This window comes from Streptomyces flavalbus, assembly GCF_042674625.1.
Lineage (GTDB): Bacteria > Actinomycetota > Actinomycetes > Streptomycetales > Streptomycetaceae > Streptomyces > Streptomyces flavalbus.
Window position 1 is genome coordinate 2,130,029 of sequence record NZ_JBHTEB010000001.1, and the last position, 14,848, is coordinate 2,144,876.

Annotated in this window: 13 protein-coding genes; 5 read left to right on the forward strand and 8 right to left on the reverse strand. The window is 71.2% G+C overall.

Annotated features, from left to right (window positions below; translation table 11 throughout):
* Positions 1–12: 12 nt before the first annotated feature.
* Complete coding sequence (gene ctaE, locus ACFQZ6_RS09435) at positions 13–633, reverse strand: aa3-type cytochrome oxidase subunit III (protein WP_381606587.1); 621 nt, start codon at positions 631–633, stop codon at positions 13–15.
* A 160-nt stretch (positions 634–793) separates the two neighbouring features.
* Here ctaE and ACFQZ6_RS09440 point away from each other — a divergent pair, with 160 nt between their 5' ends.
* The gene (locus ACFQZ6_RS09440; RefSeq protein WP_381606589.1) at positions 794–1,195 is read left to right on the forward strand and encodes a hypothetical protein; all 402 of its coding nucleotides are present in this window, start codon (positions 794–796) and stop codon (positions 1,193–1,195) included.
* 81 nt (positions 1,196–1,276) lie between these two features.
* Here ACFQZ6_RS09440 and ACFQZ6_RS09445 read toward each other — a convergent pair whose 3' ends face one another.
* From ACFQZ6_RS09445 to ctaC, 4 genes are all read right to left on the reverse strand, one after another.
* Entirely contained in the window at positions 1,277–2,563 is a 1,287-nt protein-coding gene (locus ACFQZ6_RS09445; protein WP_381606591.1) for a L,D-transpeptidase, read from the reverse strand.
* Positions 2,564–2,693: 130 nt separating this feature from the next.
* Positions 2,694–3,092 (reverse strand): cytochrome c oxidase subunit 4, encoded by a 399-nt coding sequence (locus tag ACFQZ6_RS09450; RefSeq protein ID WP_381606593.1) that lies wholly within the window; start codon positions 3,090–3,092, stop codon positions 2,694–2,696.
* Entirely contained in the window at positions 3,089–4,831 is a 1,743-nt protein-coding gene (gene ctaD, locus ACFQZ6_RS09455) for an aa3-type cytochrome oxidase subunit I (RefSeq protein WP_381606595.1), read from the reverse strand. Before ctaD ends, ACFQZ6_RS09450 begins: the two co-directional genes overlap by 4 nt.
* Positions 4,828–5,787 carry an aa3-type cytochrome oxidase subunit II gene (gene ctaC / locus ACFQZ6_RS09460; protein WP_381606597.1) on the reverse strand — a complete coding sequence of 320 codons (960 nt, stop codon included), beginning with the start codon at positions 5,785–5,787 and terminating at the stop codon, positions 4,828–4,830. The genes ctaD and ctaC overlap by 4 nt, the downstream gene beginning before the upstream one ends.
* 282 nt (positions 5,788–6,069) lie before the next feature.
* On the opposite strand from ctaC, the gene ACFQZ6_RS09465 reads away from it, so the two are divergent.
* Positions 6,070–7,452 carry a cysteine desulfurase/sulfurtransferase TusA family protein gene (locus ACFQZ6_RS09465; protein WP_381606599.1) on the forward strand — a complete coding sequence of 461 codons (1,383 nt, stop codon included), beginning with the start codon at positions 6,070–6,072 and terminating at the stop codon, positions 7,450–7,452.
* Between the two features lie 15 nt (positions 7,453–7,467).
* On the opposite strand, the gene ACFQZ6_RS09470 is transcribed toward ACFQZ6_RS09465, so the two are convergent.
* Entirely contained in the window at positions 7,468–8,442 is a 975-nt protein-coding gene (locus ACFQZ6_RS09470; protein ID WP_381606601.1) for a carbohydrate kinase family protein, read from the reverse strand.
* A 145-nt stretch (positions 8,443–8,587) separates the two neighbouring features.
* On the opposite strand from ACFQZ6_RS09470, the gene ACFQZ6_RS09475 reads away from it, so the two are divergent.
* Positions 8,588–8,797, forward strand: coding sequence for a hypothetical protein (locus tag ACFQZ6_RS09475; protein ID WP_381606603.1), 210 nt, complete (start codon positions 8,588–8,590; stop codon positions 8,795–8,797).
* 283 nt (positions 8,798–9,080) lie between these two features.
* The gene (locus ACFQZ6_RS09480; protein WP_449334082.1) at positions 9,081–10,538 is read left to right on the forward strand and encodes a hypothetical protein; all 1,458 of its coding nucleotides are present in this window, start codon (positions 9,081–9,083) and stop codon (positions 10,536–10,538) included.
* A gap of 79 nt (positions 10,539–10,617) precedes the next feature.
* Here ACFQZ6_RS09480 and erpA read toward each other — a convergent pair whose 3' ends face one another.
* Positions 10,618–10,974, reverse strand: a complete 357-nt coding sequence (gene erpA, locus ACFQZ6_RS09485) for an iron-sulfur cluster insertion protein ErpA (RefSeq protein WP_381606607.1) — start codon at positions 10,972–10,974, stop codon at positions 10,618–10,620.
* Between the two features lie 320 nt (positions 10,975–11,294).
* Here erpA and nadA point away from each other — a divergent pair, with 320 nt between their 5' ends.
* On the forward strand, positions 11,295–12,479 hold the full coding sequence (gene nadA / locus ACFQZ6_RS09490; protein WP_381606609.1) for a quinolinate synthase NadA: 1,185 nt from the start codon (positions 11,295–11,297) through the stop codon (positions 12,477–12,479).
* Between the two features lie 30 nt (positions 12,480–12,509).
* Here the strand turns inward: nadA and ACFQZ6_RS09495 are convergent, their stop codons facing one another.
* Positions 12,510–14,720: a protein kinase domain-containing protein gene (locus tag ACFQZ6_RS09495; protein WP_381606611.1), complete on the reverse strand. Its 2,211-nt coding sequence runs from the start codon at positions 14,718–14,720 to the stop codon at positions 12,510–12,512.
* Positions 14,721–14,848 lie beyond the last annotated feature (128 nt).

Consider the following 14,848-nt stretch of genomic DNA (forward strand, 5'->3'; position numbering starts at 1 on the left):
GAGCGGGCCCGGCTACTTGATCATGTAGATCGTGGCGAAGAGGCCGATCCAGACGACATCGACGAAGTGCCAGTAGTAGGACACGACGATGGCGGCGGTCGCCTGCTCGTGGGTGAACCTCCGGGCCGCGTAGGTGCGGCCGAGGACCAGCAGGAAGGCGATGAGGCCGCCCGTCACGTGCAGTCCGTGGAAGCCGGTGGTCAGGTAGAAGGCCGAGCCGTACGCGTCGGACGAGAGCGAGAGGCCCTCGTGCTTGACCAGCTCGGTGTACTCGTACACCTGACCGCCGATGAAGATCGCACCCATGATGAAGGTGACGATGAACCACATCCGGAGCTTCTTCACGTCACCGCGCTCGGCGGCGAACACGCCGAGCTGGCAGGTGAGGGAGGAGAGCACCAGGACCGTGGTGTTCGTCGCCGAGAACGGGAAGTTCAGGGCCTCGGCCTGTTCCTTCCAGAAATCGGGACCCGTCACCGATCGCAGGGTGAAGTACATCGCGAAGAGGGCCGCGAAGAACATCAGCTCGGAACTCAGCCAGATGATGGTTCCGACGCTGGTGAGGTTCGGCCGGTTGACCGACGGGTGCGCGTGCCCGGTATCTACTGTCGTTGCTGTCGCCACGACCGACATTATGTCGGTCGCTTATCCCGCCCTCACTCCGGGGGGTGCCGTTCGGAGTGTTGCTGGCCCCGGACCGGGGCTGACGAGGTGTTCAGCGCGGGTGTCCGAGGGAGTAGCATCCGCCGTGACAGGCCCTTCCCGTACGACGCTGACGTCCCGGAGGAAGCACATGCAGCCGACCGCCACGGTGCTGGTCTACAGCGACGACTCCACCACCCGCGAGCAGGTGCGGCTGGCCACCGGGCGGCGGCCCGCCCCCGACGTGCCCGTGGTGGAGTTCGTGGAGTGCGCGACTCCGGAGGCCGTCGTCAGGGAGCTGGACAAGGGCGGCATCGACGTCTGCGTGCTGGACGGGGAGGCCGTGCCGATGGGTGGCATGGGCGTGTGCCGCCAGATCAAGGACGAGGTGTTCCACTGCCCGCCGGTGCTGCTGCTCATCGCCCGCCCGCAGGACGCGTGGCTGGCGACGTGGAGCCGGGCCGACGCGGCGGTCACCTCGCCGGTGGAGCCGGTGGAGTTCGCGCAGGCGCTGGCCGGGTTGCTGCGGGGGCCCGCGGCGCTGAGCGCCTGAGGGGTTCGGAGTTCCTCGCCGTTGGCGGGTGCGGGTCGTGTGTGGCTGGTCGCGCCGTTCCCCGCGCCCCTTGCGGGGCGCTCACATGGCCCTTGGCTGAAGGCGAGCCGTTTGCTCCTGGCGGGGGGTGTCCTTGGTGAGGGCGCTGCCCTCCCGCCACTTCTGCCAGGGGACGTTCCAGTCGCCGAAGCCGTTGCCGAAGGGTTCCATGACGGCGCCCTGGGAGTTGACGACCTTGACCAGGTCGCCCTCGCGGACGTTGTCGAAGAACCACTCGGCGTTGGCGGTGCTCATGCCGACGCAGCCGTGGCTGACGTTGGCGGAGCCCTGGGAGCCCACGGACCACGGGGCGGCGTGCACGTACTCGCCGCTCCAGGTGACGCGGGTGGCGTAGTAGACGGGCAGGTCGTACGACTCCGCGGAGCCCTCCGCGATGCCGATGCTGGTGCCGCGCATCCGGACGAAGTACTCCTTGCCGAGGACGACCTTGACGCCGTTGCGGGTCTCGAAGCCAGGCTTGCCGGTGGTGACGGGGATGGTCCTGACCTCCTCGTCGTTGCGGTACAGCGTCAACTGGTGCGCGGCGGCGTCGGCGACGGCGACGACCTGGTCGCCGATGGTGAGCTTCACGGGCTTGGCGGTGCCGCCCCAGAGGCGGTCACTGATCTTGATGCCCGCCAGGTTGCTGCGGAGCTGGACGGTCGTGCCGGTGGGCCAGTACGCCTTGGGCCGGTAGTGGAGTTCCTCGTCCGACACCCAGTGCCAGCCGCCCTCCGCCCAGGGCCGGGCGTCCACCTTGAGGGCGCGTTCGACGACGGCACGCTGTGCCCTGTCCTTCACCGGCTCGCTGAGTTCGGCGGTGAGGGGCTGGCCGACGCCGTAGGTGCCGGTTTCAGGGCCGAACGTGACGTTCAGGCGCTTCTTGGTGAGGGGCTTGCCGGTGTCGAAGGTGAGCGTCCTGCGGCCGGGGGCGCCGTCGTCGTTCTCCGTGCTCACCCGGACCGTGTAGCGGGCGTCGGCGGCCAGCGCGGAGGTGCTGTGCCAGCGGCGGCCGTCGACGGCGAGTTCGCCCGCGACATGGCGTCCGGTGGCGTCCACGGCGGTGACGTCCGTGATCCGGCCGTCGGAGCCCGCCGCGATGACCTCCAGCGGCTTGCTGGGGTCGGCCTTGCGGCCGTCGTCCCTGGGGCCGCTGAAGGAGACCTGGTCCGCCGCGTCGTACGGGGCGGCGGCGAGCGGGTTGCCGTCGTCGCTGGCGCAGGCGGCGGCGCCCGCGCCGAGCGCGAGCACCAGCAGCGTGCGGCCGACCGTGGTGCGGGTACGCGGGACACCGGAGCCGGGGTCCCGGGAGAACACTGTGCGACTCATGACCCCACGCTAGGAAGCGGGGTGCGCTTCGGCGCGCGGAGTGGTCCGCCCGGGGGAAGGCCGTTGGGCGGAACGCGTGAGCCCGGACCCTCCTGACGGAGTGTCCGGGCTCGCGCGCGTACCGGGTGTGCTACTGGGTGCGGTTCTCACCGCGGTAGTACTCGAAGACCCAGCCGTAGACGCCGATGAGCACCAGCGGGGCCGAGAAGTACAGCAGCCACCAGCCGACCGCGATCGCGGTGAAGGCGAGGGCGCCGCCGATGGCCAGCGACAGCGGCTGCCAACTGTGCGGGCTGAAGAAGCCCAGCTCGCCCGCGTCGTCCGCGACGTCCGCGTTCTTGTTGTCCTGCGCTCCGGCGTCCACCCGCCTGGCGGTGAAGCCGAGGTAGAAGCCGACCATGATGGCCAGGCCGAACGCCAGGAACAGGGCGGTGGTGCCAGCCGGTTCCTTGGACCACAGGCCGTAGACACAGGCCATGATCAGCAGGAACAGGCTCAGCCACATGAACAGCTTGCCCTGGATCTTCACTTGCCGGCCTCCTTGCCGCTGCTCGCCAGGACGGCCGCGCTGGCCCCGCCGGAGCCGAGCTGCTCGTACTCGGTGATCTCGGGGTGGTGCAGGTCGAACGCGGGGGATTCACTGCGGATCCGCGGCAGCGTGAGGAAGTTGTGCCGCGGCGGCGGGCAGGAGGTCGCCCACTCCAGGGAGCGGCCGTAGCCCCACGGGTCGTCGACGCCGACCGGCTTGCCGTACTTGGCGGTCTTCCAGACGTTGTACATGAACGGCAGGATCGACAGGCCGAGCACGAACGAGCTGATCGTCGAGATCGTGTTCAGGGCGGTGAAGCCGTCGGCCGCGAGGTAGTCCGCGTACCGGCGGGGCATACCCTCGGCGCCCAGCCAGTGCTGGACCAGGAAGGTGCCGTGGAAGCCGATGAACAGGGTCCAGAAGGTGACCTTGCCCAGGCGCTCGTCGAGCATCTTGCCGGTCCACTTCGGCCACCAGAAGTGGAAGCCCGCGAACATGGCGAAGACGACGGTGCCGAAGACGACGTAGTGGAAGTGCGCCACCACGAAGTACGAGTCGGAGATGTGGAAGTCCAGCGGCGGCGAGGCCAGGATGACGCCGGTCAGACCACCGAAGAGGAAGGTGATCAGGAAGCCGGTCGCCCAGAGCATCGGCGTCTCGAAGGACAGCGAGCCCTTCCACATCGTGCCCAGCCAGTTGAAGAACTTCACACCGGTCGGGACGGCGATCAGGAACGTCATGAAGGCGAAGAACGGCAGCAGCACACCGCCGGTGACGTACATGTGGTGCGCCCACACCGTCACGGAGAGACCGGCGATGGCGATCGTCGCGGCGATCAGGCCCGAGTAGCCGAACATCGGCTTGCGGGAGAAGACCGGGATGATCTCACTGATGATGCCGAAGAACGGTAGCGCGATGATGTACACCTCTGGATGGCCGAAGAACCAGAAGAGGTGTTGCCACAGCAGCGCTCCGCCGTTGGCCGAGTCGAAGATGTGCGCCCCGAACTTGCGGTCCGCCTCCAGGGCGAACAGCGCGGCGGCCAGCACCGGGAAGGCGAGCAGCACCAGCACACCGGTCAGCAGCACGTTCCAGGTGAAGATCGGCATCCGGAACATGGTCATGCCGGGCGCGCGCATACAGATGATCGTGGTGATGAAGTTGACCGAGCCGAGGATGGTGCCGAAGCCGGAGAAGGCCAGACCCATGATCCACAGGTCGGCGCCGAGTCCCGGCGAGCGGACCGCGTCGGACAGCGGCGAGTAGGCGAACCAGCCGAAGTCGGCGGCGCCCTGCGGGGTGAGGAAGCCCGCCACCGCGATCAGCGAGCCGAACAGGTAGAGCCAGTAGGCGAACATGTTCAGCCGCGGGAAGGCGACGTCGGGGGCGCCGATCTGGAGCGGCATGATCCAGTTCGCGAAGCCCGCGAACAGCGGCGTCGCGAACATCAGCAGCATGATCGTGCCGTGCATCGTGAACGCCTGGTTGAACTGCTCGTTCGACATGAGCTGGGTGCCGGGACGGGCCAGCTCGGCGCGCATGAACAGCGCCAGCACACCGCCGATGCAGAAGAACGCGAACGACGTCGCGAGGTACATCGTGCCGATCGTCTTGTGGTCGGTGGTCGTCAGCCACTTCACCACGACGTTTCCGGGCTGCTTGCGCCGGACCGGCAACTGGTCCTCGTAGTACGGGGACTCAGCGGCCGCGGCGCCCTGAGGTTCGTTGACGATGCTCACAGGTTGTTCGTCTCCCGGTTCTTCTCGTGGCTCGTCTGCGCGATGCCGGCGGGAACGTAACCGGTCTGCCCCTTCTTGGCGAGGTCCTTGAGGTGCTGCTCGTACCGCTCAGGGGAGACGACCTTCACGTTGAACAGCATCCGGGAGTGGTCGACACCGCACAGCTCGGCGCACTTGCCCAGGAAGGTGCCCTCCTGGTTGGGCGTCACCTCGAAGGCGTTGGTGTGGCCCGGGATGACGTCCTGCTTCATCAGGAACGGCACCACCCAGAAGGAGTGGATGACGTCCCGCGAGGTCAGGACGAAGCGGACCCGCTTGCCCTCGGGCAGCCACAGCGTGGGGCCGGGGTTGCCGGTCTGCGGGTTCTCCTCACCCGGCGTGCCGCAGGTGTAGACCCCGCCGGCGTCGGCCGGGAAGTCCTCCTTGTAGCGGTCCGGGATGGCGTCCAGCTCCTTGGCGGTGCTGGCGTCGCCCGTGGAGCCTTCGACGTTCTCGATGTAGTTGAAGCACCAGCTCCACTGGAAGCCGACCACGTTGACCGTGACGTCGGGCTTGTCCTCCAGTTCGAGCAGCTTCGATTCGTCGCGGGCCGTGAAGTAGAAGAGGACCGAGACGATGAGGATCGGTACGACCGTGTACAGGGCCTCGATGGGCACGTTGTACCGGGTCTGCGGAGGAACCTCGACCTTGGTGCGGCTGCGCCGGTGGAAGATGGCACTCCACAGGATCAAGCCCCACACCAGCACGCCGACGGCGAGCGCGGCAGCCCAGGAGCCCTGCCACAGGGAGAGGATCCGGGGAGCCTCTTCCGTGGTCGGGGTGGGCATACCAAGGCGGGGGAAGTCCTTGTATGTGCAACCGGTTGCGGTCGCCAGGACCAGGCCCGCGGTCAGTGCCTGGAGCAGCTTCCGCCGCATCGGGCGCCGCGGCGAGCGGTCGGAGCCGTTGGGACTCACGTAGCGCCTTCCCGAGAGTCTCGCCCGCGCGGTTGGCTGCGGCCTTCTCGCTGGTCGGTCGCCGCCCTGCGTCGGGCAGGGGTTTGGATGTTTATGCGGACCAAACCCTAGCCGACGCGTTGTCGGAGGTCGCGAGGAGGGGTACCTAGTGAAGGGGGTGGTTCGCTGGTTTGGCGGGCGCGGGTTTTGATGTGGCTGGTCGCGCCCCGCGGCGGAGCCGCTGATGGCACAGCCCCGCGCCCCTTTGGGGCGCCACGGTCACGGACGCTCTAGCGTTGCCGTATGGCCTACTTTGACGCGGCTTCCGCTGCTCCCCTTCATCCCGTTGCCCGGCAGGCGTTGCACGCCTCGCTTGATGAGGGGTGGGCCGATCCGGCCCGGTTGTACCGGGAGGGGCGGCGGGCGCGGCTGCTGCTCGACGCCGCTCGGGAGGCCGCCGCGGAGGCGGTGGGGTGCCGTCCGGACGAGTTGGTGTTCACCTCGTCGGGGACGCGGGCCGTGCACTCGGGCGTGGCGGGGGCGTTGGCGGGGCGGCGGCGGGTGGGGCGTCACCTGATCGTGTCAGCGGTCGAACACTCCTCGGTGCTGCACGCGGCGGAGGCGCACGAGGCCGACGGCGGCGCGGTGAGCCGGGTGGCGGTGGACCGGGCGGGGGCGGTGACGGCGCAGGGGTACGGTGCCGCGCTGCGGGCCGACACCGCGCTGGCGTGCCTGCAGTCGGCCAACCACGAGGTGGGCACGGTGCAGCCGGTGGCGGAGGTGGCCGAGGTGTGCCGGGCGGCGGGGGTGCCGCTGCTGGTGGACGCGGCGCAGTCGCTGGGGTGGGGGCCGGTGCCGGGTGACTGGTCGCTGCTGGCGGCCAGCGCGCACAAGTGGGGTGGGCCGTCCGGGGTCGGGCTGCTCGTGGTGCGCAAGGGGGTGCGGTTCGCGGCGCGGGGGCCGGTGGACGAGCGGGAGTCGGGGCGGGCCCCCGGGTTCGAGAACATCCCGGCGATCGTGGCCGCGGCGGCGTCGCTGCGGGCGGTGCGGGCGGAGGCGGACCGGGAGGCGGCCCGGCTGCGGGAGTTGACGGAGCGGATCCGGGCGCGGGTGCCGGGGTCGGTGCCGGACGTGGAGGTGGTCGGCGATCCGGAGCGGCGGCTGCCCGGCGTCGTGACGTTCTCGTGTCTCTATGTCGACGGGGAGGCGCTGCTGCACGAGCTGGACCGGGCCGGGTTCTCGGTGTCGTCCGGGTCGTCGTGCACGAGCAGCACGCTGACGCCGAGCCATGTGCTGAAGGCGATGGGCGTGCTGAGCGAGGGGAACGTGCGGGTGTCGCTGCCGGTGGGGGCGGCCGAGGAGGACGTGGAGCGGTTCCTCCGGGTGCTGCCGAGGGCGGTCGCGGGGGTGCGGGAGAAGCTCGGGGCGCCGGTGACGGGTACGGCCACGGTCACGGCGGCGGACGCGCTCGTCGTGGACTCCCTCGGCAAGCGCTGCCCCATTCCGGTGATCGAGCTGGCCAAGGTCATCGGGGACGTGCCGGTCGGCGGCACGGTCCGGGTGCTGTCCGACGACGAGGCGGCGCGCCTGGATATCCCGGCGTGGTGCGAGATGCGGGGGCAGGAGTACGTCGGTGAGGAACCGGCGGACCAGGGTGTCGCGTACCTGGTCCGCCGGTTGTCGTAGCCGTGGCCGTCCGGGTCAGGGCAGGTGCTTCTGGACCTCGGCGGCGGCCTCGTCGCCGTAGGCCCGGGCGAAGCGGTCCATGAAGTGGGCGCGGCGCAACTGGTACTCCTGGGTGCCGACGGTCTCGATGACCAGGGTGGCCAACATGCAGCCGATCTGGCAGGCGCGCTCCAGGGAGACGTCCCAGGCGAGGCCGGAGAGGAACCCGGCGCGGAAGGCGTCGCCGACGCCGGTGGGGTCGGCCTTGCGCTCCTCCTGGGGGCAGCCGACCTCGATGGGCGTCTCACCGGCGCGCTCGACGCGGACGCCGCGGGCGCCGAGGGTGGTGACGCGGTGGCCGACCTTGCCGAGGATCTCCTCGTCGCTCCAGCCGGTCTTGGACTCGATGAGGCCCTTCTCGTACTCGTTGGAGAACAGGTACGTCGCGCCGTCCAGGAGGGTGCGGATCTCCTCGCCGTTCATGCGGGCGATCTGCTGGGAGAAGTCGGCGGCGAAGGGGATGGACCGGGAGCGGCACTCCTCGGTGTGCCGGAGCATGGCCTCCGGGTCGTCGGCGCCGATGGAGACCAGGTCGAGGCCGCCGACGCGGTCGGCGACGGTCTTCAGCTCGATCAGCCGGGCCTCGCTCATGGCGCCGGTGTAGAAGGAGCCGATCTGGTTGTGGTCGGCGTCGGTGGTGCACACGAAGCGGGCGGTGTGCAGGGTCTCGGAGATCCGCACGGAGTCGGTGTCGACGCCGTGCCGGTCCAGCCAGGCTCGGTACTCGTCGAAGTCGGAGCCCGCGGCGCCGACGAGGATGGGGCGGGTGCCGAGCTGTCCCATGCCGAAGGCGATGTTCGCGCCCACTCCGCCGCGGCGTACGTCGAGCTGGTCGACGAGGAACGACAGCGAGACCGTGTGCAGTTGGTCCGCGACGAGCTGGTCGGCGAAGCGGCCGGGGAAGGTCATGAGATGGTCGGTGGCGATGGAGCCGGTGACTGCGATGCGCACGGCGTGGACTCTCCTGAGGAGGCGACTGGCCCGGGGGAGGCGTTGACAGTTCACGCTACCCGGTCCGCGGGGTGCCGCTGAAGCGGCCGAAACTACCCGATAGTAGATCTTTCTCCGCGGGCTCCAGCGTGCTTACGGTTCCGCTATGACGAAACTGAAGTTCCAGGCGTACTCTCCGGCCGAGCCGGAGGGCTCGCTGGACTCGCTGCTGGGCGACTGCGCGCGGATGGCACCCCACTGGGCGGCGCCGGACCGGGTCGCGCCGGTGCCGGTCTCGCCGTCGCTGATCCACGGGGTGTCGGTGCCGCCCGCGTCGGCGCGGCTGCTGGACGCGATGGTGGAGTACGGCGCCTGACGGGGAACCGCGCGCTCCCCCGGTGCGTCCCATCGCCGTCCCCTGTGCGGGGGACGGGGAAGACGGCGGCCGGACGGGTGGACGGCCGCGCAGCCGAAGGAGCGATGCGGTGGACACCGAGCGACCCGACGACGACGCCGCGCGTGCCGACGACGCGGCGCGTGCCGAGGAGGGCGCCGACGCGGCGGGCGGTACCGGCGCGGAGGGCGGCAAGGACGCGACCGGCGGCAAGGACGCGGCAGGTGGCGTGGACGCGGCGGGCGACGTGGACGTGTCGGATGACATGGACGTAACGGGCGGCGTGGACGTTGCGGGTGAGTCGGAGCGGGGTGGGCGGCGGTGGTCGCCGGTGCTCGTCGTCTCCGTCGCCGCCGCCGTACTGCTCGCCGGGGGCGGTGGGGCGTACCTCGCGACGTCGGCCTCCGGGGGCTCCGGGACCGCGGCGAGCGGGGGCGCGACCCCGCCGCCGTTGGTCATCGACGGGTACACAGGGGGCGGCGGGACGCCGGGGATCGCGCCGGGTGAGCCCGATCCGAGCGGGGCCGTCTACCGGGCCTCGGGCGACCTGCCGGACGGCCCCGGCTCGGCGGCCGTGTACCGGGCCCGCGGCGAGGTCACCGCGGCGGAGGTGACCCGGCTGGCCGCGGCGCTCGGCCTGGACGGCAAGCCGGTGGCCGAAGGGCAGGCGTGGCGGATCGGCGGGCAGGACGGGGCGGGACCGAGCCTCCAGGTGAACCGGCGGGCGCCGGGCACCTGGACGTTCCACCGCTACTCCCCCGGCACCGACGACTGCCGGTCCCGCACCACCTGCGCCAAGGACCAGCCCGGCGGCGACCCGGTCGGCGAGGCCACCGCGCGGAAGGCGGCGGCGCCGGTGCTGAAGGCGGTCGGGCAGGCGGACGCCAAGGTCGACGCGGGCCAGGTCATGGGCGCCCAGCGGATGGTCAACGCGGACCCGGTGGTCGGCGGTCTGCCCACGTACGGCTGGCCGACCGGGGTCACCGTCGGCGCGGGCGGCGAGGTCGTCGGCGGCAGCGGGCAGTTGAAGGCGCCGGTGAAGGGGGACACGTACCCCGTGCTCACGGCGGACGAGACGCTGGCGCTGATGAACGGCGCGGCCCCGGACGCCACCGGTTCCGGGCGGTCCGGCATGGGCGGCTGCGCCAGTCCCGTACCGCTGGAGGACGAGAGCCCGTGCGGGGCCGCGACCGGTGCGCCGAAGGCCGCCGAGCCCGTCGAGGTGGAGTCGGCCGTGTTCGGGCTGGCGTCGCACTTCGTGGACGCGCGGCAGACGCTGGTGCCGTCCTGGCTGTTCGAGGTGCGGGCGCCGGGCGCCCAGGACACCTTCACGGTGACGTACCCGGCGGTGGAGCCGGAGTTCCTCAGGGCGCCCGCCGCGCCGTCCGAGGAGCCGCCCGCGCAGCCCAGCCCGCGTCCGACCGGGCCGGGCGCGGGCGCGCGGGAGCTGGACGTCGACGGCTACACGACGGAGGGCACGGAGCTGACCGTCTCCTTCACGGCCGGGGTGTGCGCCGACTACACGGTGACGGCGACGGAGAGCGCGCGGCGGGTGACCGTGAAGGTGACCGAGCAGCCGTGGAAGGACAAGGTCTGCATCCTGATCGCCAAGGTCCACACCCGGACCGTCCACCTGGACGAGCCGCTGGGCGCCCGGAAGGTGGTCGGCACGGACGGCGAGCCGGTCCCCCTGGAGAAGCCGGGGGCGCGGCTGCCCCGCTAGGGCTGAGCAGACGAGAAGGCGGCGGTCCCTCCCGCGAGGGGAGGGGCCGCCGCCTTCGGTGTCGTACGGGGCGTACGACCTAGCTGAAGGAGTCGCCGCAGGCGCAGGAGCCCGTCGCGTTCGGGTTGTCGATGGTGAAGCCCTGCTTCTCGATGGTGTCCACGAAGTCGATCGTGGCGCCGCCCAGGTACGGGGCGCTCATCCGGTCGGTGACGACCTTGACGCCGCCGAAGTCCTTCACGACGTCGCCGTCGAGGGAACGCTCGTCGAAGAAGAGCTGGTAACGCAGGCCGGAGCAGCCGCCGGGCTGGACGGCGACGCGCAGGGCGAGGTCGTCACGGCCTTCCTGGTCGAGCAGGGTCTTGACCTTCGACGCCGCGGCGTCGGTCAGAACGATGCCGTCGGTGACGGTGCTGGTCTCGTCCGATACGGACATCTACATCTCTCCCGGGTTGTACGGAGACTGCTTGCCGACGGTTGCAACCGGCGGGGCCGCGGATTCATTCCGGGGCGTCTTCTTTCATGCTCGCACACGCGCCGGGGAGCGGAAAACGGCCCTTTCGTGCGGGACGTCGGGAATGAATAGCGGCGTGTCGGGATTCACGTCACATAGACGCTATGGCCATCGTCAAACTGACGTGAAGCGGTTATGATAGATAGCGTCAATTCGACGAAAAGTCGAAACGGTGTCCCGCCTGTCCCGTCGGGTCCGGATCCTCCGGCCCGGCGAGCCGCAGAAAAGAAAGGGTGCGTGTCGTGACCACCGCCCAGATCCAGGAGCTCGACGTACAGCCGACGCCCCTCGCCCTGCTGCTTCTCGGCCGTGAGGCCGACCCGAGGAGCGAGCGCGGCGTCGAGTGTCCCGGAGACCTGCCCGCGCCGTCCGACCCGGACCTGGTCGAGCGCGCCCGTGCGGCGAAGGAGAGGCTCGGCGACAAGGTCTTCGTGCTCGGCCACCACTACCAGCGCGACGAGGTCATCCAGTTCGCGGACGTCACGGGCGACTCCTTCAAGCTGGCCCGGGACGCGGCGGCCCGCCCGGAGGCGGAGTACATCGTCTTCTGCGGTGTGCACTTCATGGCCGAGTCCGCGGACATCCTCACCGGCGACGACCAGAAGGTCGTGCTGCCCGACCTCGCCGCGGGCTGCTCGATGGCCGACATGGCGACGGCCGAGCAGGTCGCCGAGTGCTGGGACGTGCTGACCGAGGCCGGGATAGCCGACGTCACCGTGCCGGTGTCGTACATGAACTCCTCCGCCGACATCAAGGCGTTCACCGGCAAGCACGGCGGCACCATCTGCACCTCCTCCAACGCCGAGCGGGCCCTGAACTGGGCGTTCGAGCAGGGCGCGAAGGTCCTCTTCCTGCCCGACCAGCACCTGGGGCGCAACACCGCCGTCCGCGACCTGGGGATGTCCCTGGAGGACTGCGTCGTCTACAACCCGCACAAGCCGAACGGCGGTCTGACCGTCGAGGAGCTGCGCGCGGCCAAGATGATCCTGTGGCGCGGGCACTGCTCGGTGCACGGCCGCTTCAACCTGGACTCGGTCAACGACGTGCGCGAGCGCATCCCCGGCGTCAACGTCCTGGTGCACCCCGAGTGCCGCCACGAGGTCGTCGCCGCCGCCGACTACGTCGGTTCCACCGAGTACATCATCAAGACGCTGGAGGCCGCCCCGGCGGGCTCGGAGTGGGCGATCGGCACCGAGCTGAACCTGGTCCGCCGCCTGGCGAACCGTTTCGCTCCCGAGGGCAAGGAGATCGTCTTCCTCGACAAGACGGTCTGCTTCTGCTCCACCATGAACCGCATCGACCTTCCCCACCTGGTCTGGGCCCTGGAGTCGCTGGCCGACGGCAAGCTGGTCAACCGCATCCAGGTGGACAAGGAGACCGAGGCGCACGCCAAGCTCGCGCTGGAGCGGATGCTGGCGCTGCCGTAGCGGCTGGCGGTGCCGGTGCCGACGTGCGGGTCACGTGGGCACCGGCACCGGTTCGCGTTCGGGGGCGGCCGGGTCCAGGGTGAAGACGGTGCCGTCGGAGACCGCCACGACCAGCGCCCCGCCGTTCAGCGACAGACCCGGCCAGGTTCCGGTGCCCGCCAACTGCTCGACGCGGGAGTACGACTCCCACAGCCGGGTGCCCGACCGGGTGTCCAGGGCCGCCACCCGGCCGCTCTCACTGGCGACGTACGCGGTCCGCCCGCGCCGGTCGACCACGAGCGCGGCGAGCAGGTCCAGCGTGGTCCGGGTCTGCCAGAGCTGCTCGCCGGTGTCCGGGGAGACCGCCGTGACCAGGCCGGTGGACGTGATGAAGTACAGGGTGCCGTGCGCGAGCACCGGCTCACCGAGGTAGGTCTTCGCCAGCCGCGTCACCCGGCTGGCGCCGGTGTCCAGGTCCAGCGTGGTCAGGCCGGTGTACTCCAGCCCCGAGCCGCCCTCGCGGTAGTGGGCCAGCAGCATCCGGCCGTCCACGACGCCCAGTTCGGCGTCGCGGAAGTGCGTCATCGGGAACGTCCGCGTCCTGCCGTCGGCCGGGTCGAAGGCGACGAGCAGGACCTCGTCGGAGTCCTCGGCCGCCGCGACGCAGTCCGCGAACGGGCGGTCCCCGGCGCCGAGGAGCGAGCAGTAGTACCCCTCGGGCAGCCGCGCCGTCCACAGCCGGGTGCCCTTGCGCGGGGTCACGGCCGTCACCGAACCGGCGTCGTCGGACAGGACGAGGGCCACCGAGCCGGAGAGTTCCAGGTAGCCGCCGTAGTCGGTGCCCAGCGACCGCGTCCACAACTGCTCGCCGCGCTCGGCGTCCAGGGCGATGGCGTCGCCGCTCAGCGTCTCGCCGTCCGGGCCGGAGATCGACCGCTCCACCAGCACCACCCCGTCGGCCACCCCGACGATCCGGGCGTTGAAGTCGTTGACCTCCACCCCGGCGGGCGCCACGTCGGCACGCCAGTCGGTCTCGCCGGTGAGCGCGTCGATGCGCACCGGCAGCACGCCGTTGCCCGCGCAGTACACGGCGTCCCCGCCCAGCTCGCACGTCACGCCGCTGCCGGTGGCGTCCTCCTCGCCCCCGTCGAGCCTGATGCGCCCGCCGCCCGGCGCGGGCGCGTAGGCGGTCGTCTGCCAGGGGCGCCAGCCGTCCGGCACGGGCTCGTACCGGGCGGACGCCGAGGGCGACGGCGTCGACGGCGGTGCCGGGGCGCCGGTGCGCTCGGTGCCGTCCGGGCGGCCGATGAGCAGATAGGCCAGCAGGGCCACGACCAGCGTCCCGGCGGTGGCGGCCACCGCCAGCAGCGGACGCCTGCGCCGGGGGCGCCGTACCACGTCGGGGGCGGTGGGCACCGACCCGCGCAGCGCCAGGGTCACCGGGTCGCCCGGGTCCGGCTCCGGCAGCGCGTCCGCGAACTCCGCGGCCAGCGCGTCCAGTCCGGGCCGCTCGGCGGGCTCCTTGGCCAGGCAGCGGGCGACGATGCCGCGCAGCGGCTCGGGTACGGCGTCCAGGGCGGGCGCGTCGTTCATCACCTGGTACGCCGCCACGAAGGGGCTGTCGGCGTCGAACGGGCCGCGCCCGGTCACCGCGAACACCACCAGCGAGCCGAGCGAGAACACGTCGGAGGCGGGGCCGACCGAGCGGGAGTCGGTGAGCTGCTCGGGGGACATGAACGGCGGGGTGCCGATCAGGTGCCCGGTCTCGGTGAGCGTCTGGTTCTCGGCCGCCCGGGAGATGCCGAAGTCGATGACGCGGGGCCCGTCCTCGGCCATCAGCACGTTGGCCGGTTTGAGGTCCCGGTGCACCACGCCGACCCGATGGATGTCCCGCAGCGCCTCGACCAGCCCCAGCACCAGCCGCCGTAACTCGGCGCCGCGCAGCGGGCCCCCGGCGCGCACCCGGTCGGCGAGGGACGGCCCGGGGACGTACTGGGTGGCCATCCACGGCCGTACGGCCTCGGGGTCGGCGTCGACCACGGGTGCGGTGAAGACGCCGCTCACCTTGCGGACGGCGTCGATCTCCTGGCGGAACCGGGTGCGGAAGACGGCGTCCCCGGCGTACTGGGCGTGCACGACCTTGACGGCGACCTGGCGCCCCGAACGGGACCGGGCCCGGTACACCACGCCCATGCCGCCGGACCCCAGCCGGTCGATGAGGCGGTAGCCGCCGATCGACCGGGGGTCGTCGCTGTTCAGCACCGCTCCAGCCCCTCCCCGCAGCCCCGCAGAGCAGTTTCAAAGGATCAGGATAGGCAGCACGGGGCGGCGGCGGAGGGCGAGTTCCCCGCATCCGGCGACGCGGGCGCCCCACCCGGCGGCGGGGCGCC